Below are 16,819 nucleotides of genomic sequence, written 5' to 3'. Positions count from 1 at the left end.
ACTCTCCATCGCGTCCGCGAACGGCCCGACAGTGAGATATGACTCAGGATAGGCGATCTATTCCCGGTTGACCCGGAAATTGTCCACCGCGGGGGACAACTGCTGCAAGTGCAGGTCCAGAAACCGGCCCACCGTCGCGGCGTCGTCCTCTGCCAGTCCGTGCGTCACCAGGGGACCCCGAAATCCGGCGGCATGCAGCCGGGCGAGATAGTGCCCATAGTCCAGGACGCCGGCACCGGCCCGTGTGAACGTCCCGTCCGCCAGACGATCCTTGGCATGAGCCAGAGAAATCCGGTCAGCCAGCAGTTCAATACCGTCGGCCACAATGGCCCGCTGCCGGTCCAGCGGCTCCGCCTCGAACAGGTTCGCTCCATCGAGTATGATCCGCACACGCGGACTCCCCAGCTCGTCGATCAGCCGGCGTGCCCTTCGCGCGGAGCTGACGACATTGGCATGCTCTGGTTCGATGCCAAGTTCGACGTCATACTCATCGGCAATCCGGATGGCTTGCTCCATGTTTTCGAGTAAGGCCTGCCAAGGCTCAGCCCCGTCGTTCCCCGGGTGGCGGCGCCACTGATCCTCAGGGTCGAGCGTACCCGTGCACAACGTCAACAGCCGCGTACCCATTCCAGGTGCCGCTTCCGCAAGTACGCGGAGCCGCTGCAACCCCTTCCGCCGTACCTCGACATCCGGGTGAATCATGTTGTAAGTGGCGGACAGCGCGGCAATCTGGATGCCCGCGGCCTCCGCATCCGCGCGGATCGCAGCCGCCAATCCGGCAGGAATTGCGTCCGGCATCGCATCCAGGCCCGCGCAGGACATGTTGTACTGCACTGCCGCGTACCCCGCCCGCCGCGCCTTCTCGAACGGCCTCTCAGCAAACGTCTTGGCGAAGATCCCGAGAATCATTCGACACCGCCCTGCACGTCCGCCAGCTTCACCGGACGTCCCGTGCGGGCCGACTCGGCAATCGCCACCATCGCGCGCACAGACGCCACACCATCCTCTATGCCCGCCCCCAGCATCGGCCACGAGTGCAGAATCGTATCCGCGAAACTCTCCAGTTGGCGCCGGTAGAAGTGTCCGTCCGCCCCGAGCACGCGCGTCGTCGACGCCGTGGCTTCGTGGAAGATATCCACTTCGCTCGACCTGTAGAACCATGGATTGAACGTCTTCCCCACCACGCTCCCGCGCTCTCCGTAAACCTGGAACCCCTCGTGCCAGTCCATCCTGACGGCTACCGTCAGATCCAGGTGGCCCAGCGCGCCATTCGCATAGGAAACATCCACGAACCAGCAATAGGCGCCGAAACGCTGGCTCAGCCGCGCCTCCACCTCCACCAGTTCACCGCCCAAATACCGTGCGGTATCCACCAGATGGCTGCCGTGCGTCAGCAGGTAATAGCGGTGCAGATCCGCCTTAGGGTCGCCCTCCGGACGCCGGGCCAACCGGCTGCTGACCATCGCCGGCTGCACGGCATCGGTCATCGCATAGCGGTGCGTCGAATCGCAGTACCACGCCTTCAGCGCCAGCATCTGGCCCATCTCGTTCTCGATGAAATCGCGTGCCGCCTGCAGCCCGGCATCGAACCGCTTCATGTGCCCCACCTGCAGCACGAGCCCCGTTTTCTCCACCGTCGCCCGCAGCCCCTCCACCTCCTCCACCGTCAGCCCAAGCGGCTTTTCGCAAAGGACGTGCTTACCCGCCCGCAGGGCCAGTTCCGCCGCTGGCACGTGAAAGGCATCCGAGGTTGCGACGATCACCGCCTCCACTTCCGGATCCGCCAGCATCGTGGAATAGTCCGAGTAGGCGCGGCGCGGCTGGTGCGTCGCGGCCATGCGTTCCAGCAGGTCGGCCGCTACATCGCAGATCGCGTAAAGCTCCGTGTTTCGGGCCTTGACGCAGCTTTCGAAATGGGCTGCCTGGGCGATGGGTCCGCAGCCGAGGACTCCAATCTTGAGCAGGCGTTGCTCCTTGGGGGGCATGTATGGATTCTCTGACACTTGGCACCGCAATGGCGTGCCGCGACGGCTCACACCTGCTGCGCAATCCAGCCGCGAATCAGATCCATCTTCAACGATTTCCGCAAGTGCGCGGCCCATCGGTCGATCCGCGCCTGTCGCTGTGCGGTCACCGCAAGATGCCCCTCTGCCGGCGGCAGGCCGCATTGCGCCCTCGCCTGGTCCACGAAGCTGTGGCGGAATGCATCGTCGTCGAAGAGCCCGTGCACATAACTGCCCCACACCCGGCCCAAAGAATCGTGCGCGCCGTCGGCCAGTTCCGCGAGATCCCCTTCGCGCACGATCCGCGAGAATGGCCGGCTCCCCTCCTCGTAGACCGTCTCACCCATGTGGATCTCATACCCCGCGAACGCCGGAGCGCCCCAACCCTCCACCCGGCCGGTTGCCCGTCGCACGGTCTTTTCCGCATCCATCACTGTGCGGACCGGCAACACGCCCAAGCCATCCGTAGACCGCGCAACACCGCCATTCTCAACACCCCTGGGATCTTCAATGGAAAGCCCCAGCATCTGGAACCCGCCGCAAATGCCGAGCAGCGGGCCCGTGTGAGCTGCCAGCGCCGCCGTGAACCCGCGCGCCTGCAACCAGTTCAAGTCGTCGACAGTCTGCTTCGTCCCGGGCAGGATCAACACATCGGCCAGGGCGGCCTCCTCCGGATTCTCCAGGAAGGCCAGCGATACCGCCGGTTCCATCCCCAGGGCATCGAAGTCTGTGAAGTTCGCCATATGCGGCAGCGCCACCACACCCACCCGGAGCCTGCCATCGCGCGGCCCGCTCCACTGCCGGCCCGCTGTTCTCCGGTCCTCGATCGCGACCCCATCCTCCTCCTCCAACCCCAGATCCCTCAGAAAATGCACGACTCCCACGCAGGGGATCCCCAGCCGCTGCTCCATCATCTCGACGCCCGAGTACAGCAGGGATTCGTCACCGCGGAACTTGTTGATGATGAAGCCGCGAATCCGCGCACGATCCTCCGCCGACAGCAGTTCCACCGTCCCGAACAGCGACGCGAACACCCCGCCCCGATCGATATCGCCCACCAGCAGGCAGTCCGCCTCCGCCGCATGCGCCATCCGCATGTTGACGATGTCGTACGCCCGCAGGTTGATCTCGGCCGGCGAGCCCGCACCCTCCAGCAGGATCAGATCATGCTCTGCGGCCAGCTTCCGGTAGCTTTCCAGCACGGACGGAAATAACGCCGCCGTGCGGTGCTTGAAGTAGTCGGCCGCCGTCACCTGACCCCACACCCGGCCCTGCAACACAATCTGCGCCCCTGTCTCCGATGAGGGTTTGATCAGCACCGGGTTCATTTCCATCCGCGGCGTCACCCGGCACGCCTCCGCCTGCAGCGCCTGCGCCCGTCCAATCTCAAACCCGTCTGGAGTCGCAGCCGAGTTGAGCGACATATTTTGCGCCTTGAACGGAGCCACCCTACGCCCCTCATCCGCAAAAATGCGCCCCAATCCAGCCGTAATAATGGACTTACCGGTGTGCGAAGCGGTGCCGAGGATCATCAGCGCGGGTGTTCTCATAAGGCTGCTACCAGCATGCCGCAGCCGGCCGGCCGTGCGCTCGGGCCCCGCGCGATTTCGCAAACCCCTCCCGCTCAATCAGTTCGGGGCCACAGGACACCAGGAATTGCTGGCGGGTCCCCGGTCCCGGCGCTAGACTGGAATTTGTTGTAGTCCCCATGACCGGACCAGCGGAAGACCAGAAAGACTCGATCCGGGCAGAGCTCCAGCGAATCCTGGCGAGCACCGCCTTCTCCGGCTCCGATCGGCACCGCCGTTTTCTCAGCTTCGTCGTCGAACAGGCACTCAAGGGCGACACCGAGAAACTGAACGAGTTCGTCCTCGGCTTCGAAGTCTTCAACAAGAACGAGTCCTTCGATCCCCGCATCGATTCGATCGTCCGTGTCGAAGCCCGCCGCCTCCGCGAACGCCTCAAGAAGTACTACCTGGAAGAAGGCCAGGCCGACCCGCTCATCGTCACCCTGCGCCCGCGCAGCTTCGTCCCCGAGTTCACCCAGCGCCACGCACCTTCCGCCGCAACCGGCGCCACTGCAGCTTCCTGGCTCCACTCCCGCCGCATCTGGCTCGTCGCCCTCGCTGCCCTTCTCGTGGGCGCCGCCGGGACCGCCGTCTTTCTCTCCCTCCGCCCCCGGCCCTTCATCCCACCCTCCACCGCGTCCATCATCGTCCTACCCTTCCAGACCTTCGCTGGAGCCACCGACCCCGAACTCGGCAGCGCCCTCGCCGACGCCATCATCTCCGGCCTCGCCGGCAATCCCGGCCTGCGCGTCATCTCCCGCGGCTCCTCCATCCAGTTCAACGAGTCCGGCGGCTCGCGCTTCGAACGCGCCTCCAGCCTGGGCGTCGACTTCATCGTCGAAGGCAGCGTCCGCGTCACCGGCCCCCGCGCCTCCGTCTCCGCCAAGCTCACCGACGTCCGCACCCAGTCCTACCTCTGGGCCGATACACGCGAGACCGAAACGGCCAAACTCACCGACCTCGAACGCGAGCTCACGCGCGCCATCCTCTCGCGCATCCGTGTGCCCGGACCTCCGCCCGGTGCCCGCCGCGCCCCTCAGCGGCCGGCCGGCTCGCCTCAGGCCTACGGAGCGTTCCTCAAGGGCCAATACTACTGGTATCAGGGCGATCGCGACAGCCTGGCTAGAAGCTTGGCCCTGTTTGACGAAGCACTGCGCGGCGATCCCAACTTCGCGCCCGCCTGGGCCTGGCTCTCGCAAAGCTACCTACTGATGGTCTTTCATGAAGACGGCCGCAACCCCCAGGCCCTCGCCAGGGGACGCCAGGCCGCCGCGAAGTCATTGGAACTCGACCCTGGCCTCGCTGAGGCCCACGCCGCCGTCGGCAGCTACGCCGCCCTCGACTGGAACTGGCGGGAAGCCGATCACCGTTTCCGCCGCGCCGTCGAGCTCAACCCCGATTGGGCCCAGGGCCACCTGATGTTCTCCATCATGTACCTCGTGCCTACGCGCCAGTTCCCCGAAGCCGTTCAGGAGGCCTTCCGCGCCCATTCGCTCGATCCCCTCACCAGCATCACCCGCTCCATGCTGGCCGAGGTGCTCTACTTCAACCGTGATTACGCGCGCGCCATGGCCGAGTCCGAGGATCTCCGCAAAACCCGGTCCGGCCCCCCAGCCGACCGCGCCTATCTGCTCTCACTCAGCCTCTCCGGACAAGGCCAGCGCGCACTGGCCGAGATGTCGCGCACGGACGCCGACGGCAACCCCATGGGCTTATCTCTTCGTGCTTACCTGCTCGCCCGCCATGGCGACCCTACCCAGGCCAAAGCCATCCGGGATCAGCTCACCGCCAGGGCAAAGACAACCTACGTCCCGCCTATGTCCCTGGCCCTCATCAGCACCGGCCTCGGCGACACCAACGAAGCCCTGCGCCAACTCCACATCGCCGTGACCAACCACGTCCCAGTCGTTACGCAAATTGCCGCCGATCCGGCCTTCGACCCTCTACACAAGGATCCGCGCTTCCAGGACCTCCTGCGCCAGATGGGCCTGCGCTAGCCAGCCATTCACTCATACCGCAGGCAGATCATCGGATCCACCTTCGCCGCCCGCCGCGCCGGCAGATAACTCGCCAGCAGTGCAACCACGGCCAGCACCCCGGCCACCCCGGCCATCGTCAGCGGATCCCGCGCCCCCACTCCAAACAGCAGCGTCGTCAGCAATTGCGTCAACGCCAGCGCACCCAGCAGCCCGATGCCCAGTCCCAGGCCAGCCATCAACACGCCCCGTTTCAGGATCAACCCCACTACATCCGCGGCCCGGGCCCCCATCGCCGCGCGAATCCCAATCTCGTGCGTCCGCTGTACCACTGAGTACGAGATCACGCCGTAAATCCCGATCGCCGACAATAGCAGCGCCACCATCGCGAATCCCCCCAGCATGATCGAGTTCAGCCGGTTGCCGGCCATCGACTCCATCTTGATCTGGTCCAGCGTCTTGAAATCGGTCAACGCCTGGTCTTTGTTCACCTGGTGCACCGCATCGGCGATCGCATTCTGCAGCCGCAGCGGATCCATCGCTGCCCGCACCACCAGCGCCTGCCCGAAGGTCGGACTCTGCTCCTTGCTCACATACATCCCCGGATTGTCACGAGTCTCGTCCAGGCTGCCCACCTTCTCGTCCTTCACCACGCCCACCACTTCCCACGGAATCTCCGGCCCCAGTGCCGTTTTCCCCGGAACAATCTCCTGGATCAGGATGCGCTTGCCCACCGGCTCTTCATTCGGAAAGTGCTTGCGGGCCATCGTCTCGTTGATCACCGTCACCGGCGGAGCGCCCTTCACATCGCCGTCCGCCAGTCCACGGCCCTTCACGAACGTCATCCCAATCGTCCGGAAATACGACGGGCTCACCATCTTGAAGAAACATGCCTTGCGGTTGGCCCGATCCACGATCGGCTTGTCCGCGATCTGGAACGGCATGCCATAGCCCCACCCCTGCATCGGCAGCGCCGACGTCAACGCCACATCCCGCACGCCCGGCAGGCTCTCCAGATTCGACACCACCTGCCGCAGATACGTATTCAGCGCTTCCGTCGTGACAAACCGCTTCTCCGAAGTCGGCAGCCCCGCTGTAATCACATTCTCCGAGTTGAACCCCGTCTCCACCTGCTGCATCGCAAAGAAACTCCGAATCAACAGCCCCGACCCCGCCAGCAGCAGGAACGCCAGCGCCACTTCCGTCACCACCAGCGCCGACCGCAGCCGGTGCTTGGCTCCGCCTGTACTCGAACCCCGGCTACCTTCCTTCATGCTGCCCGCCAGGTCCGACCGCGTCGCCTGGATCGCCGGCGCCAACCCAAACACCAGCCCGGTCAGGATCGACAGCCCAATCGCAAACAACAGCACCCGCGAGTCCAGCGTGATCGTCGCCTCCGACGGCAACGAGAACGGCGGCAGCGCGGCCTTCAACCCGGCAATCAACGCATAACCCAAAGCCACGCCCAGCAAGCCGCCCAGCAGCGACAGCAAAACGCTCTCCGTCAGGAACTGCTGGATCAGGCGCCAGCGGCTCGCCCCCACCGATACCCTGATCGCCACCTCGCGCTCGCGCACCGTGCCCCGCGCCAGCGTCAGGTTCGCCAGATTCGCACAGCCGATCAACAGCACCATCCCCACCGCGGCCAGCAGGACATACAACGACTTCTTGAGCTGCGGGCCCACCGTCACCTCGGTCAGCGGATCCACCGCCACGCTCCAGCCCTTGTTCGAATCAGGGTAATCGCGCGCAATCCGCTGGCCAATCGCATCCATCTCCGCCTTTGCCTTTTCCACCGTTACGCCCGGCTTCAACAACGCCATCGCTCCAAACCAGTGGAAGTTCCGCGTCATATTCTCCGGCTGGAACACCAGCGGCCGGAAGATCTGTGCAAACGTGCGGTCGAACGCACTGCCCGCGGGCAGCACTCCAATCACCACGTGCGGTTCGTTGTCCAACTGGATCACGCGCCCGACAACCGTCGGATCCGAGCCGAACTGCGTCGCCCATAACGCGTTGCTCAGCACCGCGACCTTGCTTTTGCCCGGCTGATCCTCATCCGCGGCGAACGTACGGCCCAGCACGGCCTGTACGCCCAGGATGTCGAACCCGTGCGCCGACATGCGCTGTCCGCGCAGTTGGACCGGATTGCCGTTGCCTGTCAGCGTCACCGACCCGCCGGTCCGCGCCGCCATATACTGGAACACCGTGTTCTGCCGCTGCCAGTCCAGGAAATTCAGCGTCGATATGCCGTTGCGCGCATCCGGCGATCCCGGCGGCTTCTCCAGCACCCGCATGATCCGGTCCGCGTTCGCATACGGCAGCGGCTTCAACAGCACCCCGTCCACAAAACTGAAGATGGCCGTGTTCGCCCCAATGCCTATGGCCAGCGTCAGCAAAGCAACCACGGTGAATCCAGGACTCTTTCGCAGCGTCCTCAACCCATATTGAATGTCTTGCCAGAAATCGCGCACACGGACCTCCGGCAGTAGATACGTCCCATCCGGCAGTATGTGCGTGTAAACTTTCCGCCCAGCGCAAGTATGTTCAGAGTGGGTCCGGCCGGCGGGTCTTTTTCCCCTTTTTCTTCGCCATGCGCCACGACACGGTCAGCAGATCGCGCAGGGCGTCTTCCCGGATTTGAGTCAGCCGTACCAACACCAGCGGGTAGCTTCGATAGTAATCCGTCAGGTAATACGTCTCCGGAGCCTCTTCCACGAACAAGTCGCGCTCGTCCAGCCGCGCCCGCACCACCAGCGTGCCCGGCTCCGCCGAAGGATGCAGCGCCAGCCCAGCCACAAACACGCCGCCCACCTTCAAAACCGGCGACCCGTCGTACTTCGTCAGCGCCTCCACCCCAGGTAGAGCCAATCCAATCCGCCGCACTACCTCGAAATCCTGTGCCGCTATTGCCCCACACTCCATCGACAGCGCCTCCTCCCGGACCCGCCTATACGTCCGCCAGTGTCAGCGCCCGCGGGACCTTTCCATCGATGTCCGTAAACCCATATTCCTGCGCGACACTCGCCGCCACCAGCACCGCACCGCTAAACCGCGCCACGTCAGGATCGCCCGCCAGCGCCGCCACCGCCCGCCCAATGAACTCAGGCGACTCGGAGTTGCTCAGGTCCAGCCACGCCGCGGCCTGCATTACTTTCTCCGTACGCACCAGCCCCGGATACAACGACACCGCCGTCACGCCAAAGCTCCTCAACTCCACCGCCATATCCGCGGTCAGCTTGTCCGTCGCCGCCTTCGATACCCCATAAGCCGCATTCCCCATATGCTTCTGTGCCGCCCAGAACGAGATGTTGACTAGCAAGCCAATGCGCCGCGCCACCATCCCTCGAGCCGCCAGTTGGCTGGCCAGATAAGATGCCCGCACACCCGCCTGGAACATCGCGTCCCATCGCCAGAGAGGCTGCTCCCAGAACGGCTTGCTCCACGTAAAGACGCCATCTTCCACCATCCGCTCATACCCACCCCAGACGTTGTTCACCAGGATGTCGATCGCCCCGGCTTCCGCCACGATCCGCTCGAACGCCCGGATCACCTCCTCATCCACCCGGTGATCGCAGCGCAGACCTGTGATCCCTCCCTCACCCAGCCCGCCTTCCGGCACGGACCGCCCGGTCACGAAGACCCGCGCTCCCTGCTCGGCCAAAACACCTGCAATCCCCCGGCCCACGCCGGCCGTCCCGCCGGTGACCACCGCGACCCTTCCATCCAGGCTTGTCATGGCTGCCATCTTCTCACGCCCACCGCGCACCGGCGCGCTACACAATTTACAAGCCAACCTGCTCCGGCGAGGTAACTTCCCACCGCCCTCTACCCCGCCCTCCATCGACTGGAACAACAAGGTTGGATCGAATCCGACTGGCGCACTACCGAGGGCGGCCGAGACACCAAGTTCTACACGCTCACCAAAGCCGGCCGCACCCAGTTCCGCAAGGAACTCGACCAGTGGGAACATCTCTCCCACGCCGTCGGCCTCGCCATCCGCCTGGCCCCCGGAGCCGCCCTATGAACCTCCGCCGTTCGCTCGAGATCCTCTTCCATCGCGCCCGCTCCCTCTTCCGCCGCAATACCGTCGAGCGGGACCTCGACCGCGAGCTAAAGCCGACCGCATGTCCTCCCTAAGGGCGGGCTAACCGAACCCGGGGACGTTCATCCTCTGTCCCAAAAACGAATAAGGCAGAAAGCAAAACAAAGACAGCAGGTGGACAGAGCGTGAACGTCCCCTCCCGCGCGTCCCCCGCGAACAATCCTACCCCCCGCCCAACCCATCCCCGTATCCACACAGCTCAATCCCCACCCGTTTCACAGTCTCCATCACCCGAGGATCCACCAGGGCAGCTAACTCCTCCGCCCGGCTCTCCTTCAAGCGCGTCCGCGCCGCCTGCAGTTCCGCCGTACAGAACCCCGGATGCACCATGAACTCCGTAGACCCCTCCGGCAGATTCTCCAGCAGGTGGACCACATCCTCTGCCTGAAACCGCCCGGTAATCTGGAATCCCGCAAACCAGTCCGTCGTCCGGCACCCATGCCGGGCCAGCTTCCGGTGGAACTGCCCGCGTACCGACCCGAACATCCGGCTCACCACCCGTTTCGTCAGCGGCACAGCCCGCGGTGACCCCGTAATCGGCAGATCAAACGGCCGCCGCACCCAGTGCACGCCAAACTCCTCGGAAAGCCGCACGACGGCATCCAGCACAGGCGGAAACAGGTGGGTGTGTTTGTGCGTGTCGAGATGCGTAGGCCGCAGCCCAGCGTCGAAGATCTTCACCATCTGCGCCCGCAGCTCGTCGTACACCCGAACCTGCCGCAGCGTGACAGCCTTCATCAACTCGGAGACGGTCTTGGGGAAACTCCGCCCCCCGGCCAGCAGCGACTCGCCCCCCACCAGCACCAGGTGTACGCCAATGTCGAGCGTCGGCACCTCGCCCGCCAGCCGCACCGCATCGTCAAAGGCGGCGCCATTCGCCATCAGCGTGGTCGAGGTGAGAATGCCCTTGGTGTGGGCTTCCACAATCCCGGCATTCACATCCCGGGTAAAGCCGAAATCGTCGGCATTCACGGCGAGCAGTCTGCGGCCCATCAGAACAGCTTCAATTGAATCGTGAGGAACTTCTTCGGGTTGGCCCGGAAGTCCTTCATCATGGCCTGGATCTCTGCCGTGGTCGAGGTCAGGTTCTGGTACAGCGCCGGATTCACCATCAACTGCCCAATCGTCCCGCGGCCGGAATTCACGCTGTCGATCGTGGTGTTGATCTTGTCCAGCGTCGCCACCAGCTTGTTGTGCAACGCCTCGTCCTTCAACAACTTGCCCGCCGTACCCTTGCCGGCGTTCAGGTCCGAAAGCAGCACATGCAGATCCGTCGTCGACTTCTTCAGCTCGTCAAACAAGGCCGGATCCTTCAACAACTTGCCCGCCGTGCCTTCGCCGCGCTCCAGCCCGGCCACCAGGTTATCCATGCGGGTCAGAGTCTGGCGCAGGTCGTTGTACAGGCCCTCGTCGTAGAGCAGGTGGCCAATCGTGCCCTTGCCCTCGCTCATCGCCTTCGTGATCTTCTGGGCATCGCCCATGATCCCGTTCACTTTGTCGTAGATCTCGGAATCGTACAGCAGCTTGCCGATGCTGCCCTTGCCCGATTCCACCTGCGAAACGACTTTGTCGATACGTTTCAGGATCGATTGCACGGAATCCAGCAGAGGCATCGCCGACTGCATGATCTCCAGGAAATCCTTTTCGTCCCGCGCCTTCAACTCGCCGCCCTGCTTCACCGCCACCGGGCTCGAGCCGCGCTTGATGTTCAGGAACTTCGCGCCCAGCACGTTTTCCGCGCTGAAACCCACGATCGAATCCTCGGGGATCATCGCCATGTAGCGCCGGTCGATCGCCATCGTCATGCGAATCGCCCGGTCGTTGTTCTTGTCACCCGTCAGATCGATCTTTTTGAGCTTGCCGATGAGTATGCCGTTCAGCCGGATGGCCGCGCCTTCGCTCATCGCCCCCGAGTCCTGCATGTACGTGTACAGCGACGCCTTCTCTTCGAAGGGATTGTCCGCACCCGTCATCAGGAAGATCAGGACGGCCAGCAGCACCAGGGCGATCAGCGACATGATGCCCACCCGAAGCTGTGACCAGGCAACTTTATTCGACGCCGGCATTCCTCCTCCTTAGCTTCCCACGAAAGCAGTCCCCGGCTCAGCGGCTGGCAAACTTGGCGACATAGGGATCCTTGCAGCAGTCAAAATCGTTCGATGCCCCCAGAAAGGCAATTGCACCCTCCTTCATCACCATGTAGCGGGTCCGTGTGGAATCTCCGTTCGCCCCCACCGGCCGCAAACCGCCGCCATTCTCGTTATATCGGTATCGTTCCAGGATTTCTCCATCCTGGTGCCGGTGCGTCACAATCACCGTCGTCGCCCCACGCACGTCTCTGCCTTTTACGATCAGCGCGATGATGTTGTTCGCGGTAATCGGATCCAGGCCGGCCGTTGGAGAATCGTACAATAACAATTCCGGCTGCGTCACGATCGCCCGCGCAATCCCTACGCGGCGCCGCATGCCCCCCGAAAGCTCGCTGGGAAACTTGTCCATCGTGTGCCCCAGCTCGACAAACTCCAGGGATTGCTCCACTTTGGGCTGCACTTGCTCCGGCGGAATCTTCAGCAGCCTCTGGTTCACCAGCGGGTAGCCCACATTCTCCTCGATCGTGAAGGAATCAAACAGCCCGCCCTCCTGGAACAGCACCCCGATCCGGCTGCGCACGTCGAACCAATCGCGCTCTGGCAGCCTCGTCACTTCCTGCCCAAACAGGTGAATCTGCCCCGAGGTGGCGGGCAGCAGGCCCAACGCGAGCTTCAACAGCAGCGTCTTCCCGCTTCCGGCCGCTCCGTGGATGATCAGCGTTTCCCCTCGCATCAGCTCAAAGCTGACGTGGCGCAGGAACAGGTTGTCGTCAAAGCCGAAGCTGACGTCGTCGAATATGAGAATCGGCGGTTCCTGTGGCGTGCTCATGACGGCGTCACATCGAGACGAAGATCCGGCCGATGATGAAGGTCAACACCACAACCCACACCGACGCTACGACTACAGCCTGGGTGGTCGCACGGCCTACGCCTTGTGTGCCCCCGGTCGTTCTCATGCCGTAGAAACAGCCCACCAGCGAGAGCACGAGAGCGAAAATGAACGGTTTCAATAAGCCCTGGGCGATGTCGTCGTACCCCAGCGCCCGCCATGCCGTATTCCAATACTGCGCGCCCGTCGTCAGCGGCAGCATCACGCACGCCACGATATACCCGCCCACCAGCCCCACGAAGTCGGCCAGGACAGTCAACAGAGGCAGTACGACCGCCGTCGCCAGCAGCCGTGGCTTCACCAGTTTCATCACCGGGTCTGTGCCCAGCGCCCGCATGGCGTCAATCTGCTCCGTGACTTTCATGGAGCCCAATTCGCTCGCCATGCCTGACGAGTTCCGGCCGGCCACCATCAGCGCGGTCAGCACCGGACCCATCTCGCGTACCAGGGTGATGGCGACAATCATGCCCACCTGGCTCGTCGCGCCATAAGTCTGCAGGGCGCGCGACATCTGTAGGGCCATGACGGCGCCGCTGAAGAATCCGGTGAGAATGACGACCGGCAGGCTGCCGACGCCAATGAGGTCCATCTGCGTGAAAACATCGTCCCAGTAGTAGGGTTTCCGGACGATGCCACGGGAGGCGCGGGCCGACAACTGGACGAACTCCTGGAACGTAAGGACAGGAGCTTTCAGGAATTCCAGCAAAGCGCAGCGATCCCCTTGAAATCTGATGCTACCATACGGGGCGTGAACGGCTCTTTCTGTAACAATTGGAATTGGATATGAAGGGTCTTACCGACATCGACGGCATCATCGTCGGTCATGCCTCAGACTTCGAAGCGCTCACCGGTTGCACCGTCATTCTCTGCGAACAAGGCGCCGTCGCCGGCTACGATATCCGCGGCGGAGCTTCCGGTACCGAAGAGGTGGAAGTGATGAGCCCCTTCCACATCGCCCCCGTCGTTCATGCCATCGTCCTGGCCGGCGGCAGCGCCTTCGGCCTCGAAGCCGCCAGCGGCGTACGCCGCTTCCTGGAGCACAAAGGCGTCGGCTTCCCCACCGGAGCCGCCATCGTCCCCATCGTGCCCGCCGCCATCCTCTACGACCTGGGCATAGGGAAGGCGAACATCCGGCCCACTCGCGAAATGGGCGAAGCCGCCGCCTCAGCCGCCACTTCTGAGCCTGTCCGCGAGGGCAACATCGGAGCCGGCACCGGAGCCACCATCGGCAAGGCCCTCGGCATGAAGAACGCCATGAAGGGCGGCCTGGGTTCCGCCACCGTGAATCTGCCCAATGGAGTCAAGGTTTCCGCGCTAGTAGCCGTAAACGCCCTCGGCGACGTCCTCGATCCCGCCACCGGGCGCATCCTGGCCGGCGCCCGCAAGCAACCCGGCTCCCGCAAATTCGCCGGATCTTCGGACCTCATGAAACAGCTTGGACCCACCGGCGGGCTCGGACGCGGCAACACGACTTTGGCGGTCGTCGCCACCAACGCGAAGTTCTCCAAAGTGGAATCGACGGCCGTCGCGCGCCACGCCCACCAGGGGTTCGTGAGGGCGATTTCGCCGGTCCACACATCGATGGATGGCGATATGACGATATGTTTGTCCTACGGCAAGCTCACCGCCTCGGTCGACGCGGTGAGTGTCGCCGCCGCTGAAGCCGTGGCCGAGGCGATTGTCCGGGCTGTGAAGTCGGCAAAATCCATAGGCGGCGTGCCCGGTCTGGCAGGCTAATCCAATGCGCAAACTACTGATAATATTCCTCTTAGCTACTCTTGGAGCACAGGCGGCAGTCCCGCCCATCTACTACCTGCTGTGGTTCGATACCGAAGATTACATCGAGCCCGCGGCTGATGATGCCGCCCTCCGCATCGCCCAGGAACTCACAAAAAGAGGCATCAAAGCCACTTTTAAAGTCGTTGGAGAGAAAGCCAGGGTACTGGAACAGCGAAATCGGACAGATGTCGTAGCTGCGCTCAAATTACACGACATCGGCTACCACTCGAACTACCACAGCATTCATCCCGCACCGGCCGAGTATCTGAACGGCAAGGGCATGATTGACGGCGAGCAGGAGTTCGCCATGCGGGAACTCTCGGGTTTTCAAGCAGTTGAGAAACTCTTCGGGATGCGGCCCAGTTGCTACGGACAGCCCGGCAACTCCTGGGGACCGCAGGCCAACAAGGTTTTGCGGCAGTGGGGCGCCCGCGTTTACATGGACGACGGCGGCCAGGTGGGCTACGATCAGCAGCCGTTCTGGTTCGGGTCGATGCTGTACATCTTCAACCTGGGCCCGAACACCATGCGCGCGAACCTCGACAAACCGGAACTTTTACCGGACGCTAACCGTGCATTTGACCGTGCGGTAGACCGCCTCCGTGCCACCGGCGGCGTCATCCAGACCTACTACCACCCCACCGAGTTCGTCACCACCGAGTTCTGGGACGGAGTGAATTTCCGCCACGGAGCCAACCCCGAACGGGCCGATTGGAAGCGCCCGAAACTCCGTACCAAAGAGTCGACTGAGCAGGCGTTCCAGTTGTTTCTTGCGTTTGTCGACCATGTTCAGAAGACGCCGGGCGTGAAGATCATCACCGCGCGTGAAGCCGTCGATGTGTTCCAGCCCCGCGAGCAGCCCGTCGCCCTGGATGCGGCCCGCAAACTCGCTGAAAGCATTGAAGTTCACGACGGATACTCCCCGGCTGACCAGTTGCAGGCGCTGCTGGGCCTGCCGCCCCGCCACGTCGACGGGCCGCTGCACCGCATCTCTACTACATTGAAAACACAAGAGATCCCGCGAGCCGTGTTCGACCGCGCCAAGGCGGATGCGGTCCGGGCCATCACCCAGTTCGGCCGCCTGCCCGATTCCGTCTGGATCGGCAGCCAGGAGCTCGCCCTGCCCGACTTCGCAGCTACCCTCGCGGCCGACACCGGAGCCGCTAACGTGCTGGCTCGAAAGGGTCAACTGGCCATCGAGAGCCGCATCGGCACCAACGCCGCGAAACAGTACAACTGGGTAATCCACCCCGAAGGCTACGCCCCCGAGAACCTGCTGGAACTCGCGCGCCTGCAGGCCTGGACCTTGAAGCCGGCTAAGCTCCGCTGAGTGACAGCGCCGCCTGCAGCATGGCCCGCGTATACGCTACATCATACACATCGCCGGTATAGCCGCCGCCGCCCGGATAGCCTCTAATCGGACCGCGCTCGCGGTCATAATCCAGGGCTCTGGGATGTTCGGGGTAGATCGTTCCGGTGTACTTATTGTTGACGATCTCGCGCATCACCCCGAACATGTCCACCTGGCCGGCGTCAATGAATACCTCGGCGTACTTCTCGTACGGTTTGCGCACCTCCACATTCCGGAAGTGGATGTGGTTCACGCGCTTGCGGCTGAGGAAGTAGCGGCCCACTGCGACCGGATCCTCACCCATTTCGCGGGTCACGCCGCAGTCGAAGGTGATGCCGTTGGCCGGGCTGTCGACGATGCTGATCAGCTTCTTCCAGCCCGCCAGGGTGCCCATGATCTGCTGCGAACCGCGGCTCATCGGCGAGGGTGGGTCGTTGGGATGCAACGCCAGTTTGACGCCTGATTCCTCGGCTACGGGGATGACGGCTTTGAGGAAGTAAGTGATCGTCGCCCACATCTCGTCGAGCGTGTGGGCGCCCTCCTCGGGCAGTGGCGGCAGGTCCTTCATGCGGTCGTAGTCGAAGGCCGTGTAGCCCGCTCCGGCGCGGCCTGTCTCCTCGTAGTAGCCCTCCATGGCGCGATGGGCATACCAGTTGTACTCGACCACGGCGAGCCCCACTTTGCCGGCGACACGGATGGACTTGCGTACATTCTCAATCTCTTCATCGCGTCCGGGCCGGCCGTAGATGGCGTTGTTGAACCCGCCGATCATCTGGTTGTAGAGCGTCAATCCGCCGGCCTTGTAAGCATCCATGCGGTGCCGCATCTCCTCCTCGGTCCAGGGGGCACGAGGGCCGCCTCCGAGGATGTGCGACACGCCCAACTGCGTGACACGGCGCATTGCTTTCTCGTCCAGGGCGGAGGGCAGGCACAGCTTGGGGGTCGTGGCGCTCTCCTGGATCGGCCACGATTTGGAGGGGGCGGCGGCGAGCGGCAGGGCGAATAAACCGGCCGATTGAAACAGGGAACGGCGCGTCATGGGCATCACCTCTTCGCGT

The 16,819-nt window shown here is 63.6% G+C and carries 14 protein-coding genes and 1 pseudogene; 4 read left to right on the top strand and 11 right to left on the bottom strand.

Annotated elements, in window-relative coordinates; translation table 11 throughout:
- Positions 1-57: 57 nt before the first annotated feature.
- From ACR9Y2_RS08040 to ACR9Y2_RS08030, 3 genes are read right to left on the bottom strand one after another with little or no spacing between them, the layout of a single operon-like run.
- Positions 58-909, bottom strand: coding sequence for a sugar phosphate isomerase/epimerase family protein (locus ACR9Y2_RS08040; protein WP_435040564.1), 852 nt, complete (start codon positions 907-909; stop codon positions 58-60).
- A complete protein-coding gene (locus ACR9Y2_RS08035) occupies positions 906-1,985 on the bottom strand; it encodes a Gfo/Idh/MocA family protein (protein ID WP_435040563.1) in 1,080 nt (359 codons plus the stop codon). Before ACR9Y2_RS08035 ends, ACR9Y2_RS08040 begins: the two co-directional genes overlap by 4 nt.
- A 47-nt stretch (positions 1,986-2,032) precedes the next feature.
- Entirely contained in the window at positions 2,033-3,553 is a 1,521-nt protein-coding gene (locus ACR9Y2_RS08030) for a cobyric acid synthase (protein ID WP_435040562.1), read from the bottom strand.
- A gap of 158 nt (positions 3,554-3,711) precedes the next feature.
- Here ACR9Y2_RS08030 and ACR9Y2_RS08025 point away from each other — a divergent pair, with 158 nt between their 5' ends.
- Positions 3,712-5,568, top strand: coding sequence for a tetratricopeptide repeat protein (locus tag ACR9Y2_RS08025; RefSeq protein ID WP_435040560.1), 1,857 nt, complete (start codon positions 3,712-3,714; stop codon positions 5,566-5,568).
- A gap of 8 nt (positions 5,569-5,576) precedes the next feature.
- On the opposite strand, the gene ACR9Y2_RS08020 is transcribed toward ACR9Y2_RS08025, so the two are convergent.
- The 3 genes from ACR9Y2_RS08020 to ACR9Y2_RS08010 form a co-directional block, all read right to left on the bottom strand.
- Positions 5,577-8,021 carry an ABC transporter permease gene (locus tag ACR9Y2_RS08020; protein WP_435040559.1) on the bottom strand — a complete coding sequence of 815 codons (2,445 nt, stop codon included), beginning with the start codon at positions 8,019-8,021 and terminating at the stop codon, positions 5,577-5,579.
- Positions 8,022-8,094: 73 nt separating this feature from the next.
- Positions 8,095-8,472 carry an MmcQ/YjbR family DNA-binding protein gene (locus ACR9Y2_RS08015; protein WP_435040558.1) on the bottom strand — a complete coding sequence of 126 codons (378 nt, stop codon included), beginning with the start codon at positions 8,470-8,472 and terminating at the stop codon, positions 8,095-8,097.
- Between the two features lie 25 nt (positions 8,473-8,497).
- Positions 8,498-9,286 carry an SDR family NAD(P)-dependent oxidoreductase gene (locus ACR9Y2_RS08010; protein ID WP_435040556.1) on the bottom strand — a complete coding sequence of 263 codons (789 nt, stop codon included), beginning with the start codon at positions 9,284-9,286 and terminating at the stop codon, positions 8,498-8,500.
- Positions 9,287-9,379: 93 nt separating this feature from the next.
- On the opposite strand from ACR9Y2_RS08010, the pseudogene ACR9Y2_RS08005 reads away from it, so the two are divergent.
- Positions 9,380-9,574: pseudogene (locus tag ACR9Y2_RS08005) on the top strand (helix-turn-helix transcriptional regulator); the annotation flags it as partial.
- Positions 9,575-9,814: 240 nt separating this feature from the next.
- On the opposite strand, the gene ACR9Y2_RS08000 reads toward ACR9Y2_RS08005, so the two are convergent.
- From ACR9Y2_RS08000 to ACR9Y2_RS07985, 4 genes are read right to left on the bottom strand one after another with little or no spacing between them, the layout of a single operon-like run.
- Positions 9,815-10,645 carry a ChbG/HpnK family deacetylase gene (locus ACR9Y2_RS08000; RefSeq protein WP_435040555.1) on the bottom strand — a complete coding sequence of 277 codons (831 nt, stop codon included), beginning with the start codon at positions 10,643-10,645 and terminating at the stop codon, positions 9,815-9,817.
- Positions 10,645-11,718 carry an MlaD family protein gene (locus ACR9Y2_RS07995; RefSeq protein WP_435040554.1) on the bottom strand — a complete coding sequence of 358 codons (1,074 nt, stop codon included), beginning with the start codon at positions 11,716-11,718 and terminating at the stop codon, positions 10,645-10,647. The genes ACR9Y2_RS08000 and ACR9Y2_RS07995 overlap by 1 nt, the downstream gene beginning before the upstream one ends.
- 37 nt (positions 11,719-11,755) lie before the next feature.
- Entirely contained in the window at positions 11,756-12,571 is an 816-nt protein-coding gene (locus tag ACR9Y2_RS07990; RefSeq protein ID WP_435040553.1) for an ABC transporter ATP-binding protein, read from the bottom strand.
- Positions 12,572-12,578: 7 nt separating this feature from the next.
- Complete coding sequence (locus tag ACR9Y2_RS07985) at positions 12,579-13,337, bottom strand: MlaE family ABC transporter permease (RefSeq protein ID WP_435040552.1); 759 nt, start codon at positions 13,335-13,337, stop codon at positions 12,579-12,581.
- A gap of 77 nt (positions 13,338-13,414) precedes the next feature.
- Between ACR9Y2_RS07985 and ACR9Y2_RS07980 the strand changes: the two genes are divergently transcribed.
- Both ACR9Y2_RS07980 and ACR9Y2_RS07975 read left to right on the top strand, forming a co-directional pair.
- On the top strand, positions 13,415-14,368 hold the full coding sequence (locus tag ACR9Y2_RS07980; RefSeq protein WP_435040551.1) for a P1 family peptidase: 954 nt from the start codon (positions 13,415-13,417) through the stop codon (positions 14,366-14,368).
- A gap of 4 nt (positions 14,369-14,372) precedes the next feature.
- Positions 14,373-15,740 (top strand): hypothetical protein, encoded by a 1,368-nt coding sequence (locus ACR9Y2_RS07975; RefSeq protein ID WP_435040550.1) that lies wholly within the window; start codon positions 14,373-14,375, stop codon positions 15,738-15,740.
- Here ACR9Y2_RS07975 and ACR9Y2_RS07970 read toward each other — a convergent pair.
- Positions 15,727-16,800 carry a mannonate dehydratase gene (locus tag ACR9Y2_RS07970; protein ID WP_435040549.1) on the bottom strand — a complete coding sequence of 358 codons (1,074 nt, stop codon included), beginning with the start codon at positions 16,798-16,800 and terminating at the stop codon, positions 15,727-15,729. The genes ACR9Y2_RS07975 and ACR9Y2_RS07970 overlap by 14 nt on opposite strands.
- Between the last annotated feature and the right edge of the window lie 19 nt (positions 16,801-16,819).

The organism is Paludibaculum fermentans, assembly GCF_051172195.1.
Lineage (GTDB): Bacteria > Acidobacteriota > Terriglobia > Bryobacterales > Bryobacteraceae > Paludibaculum > Paludibaculum fermentans_A.
This window is presented reverse-complemented; position numbering and strand designations above follow the sequence as displayed.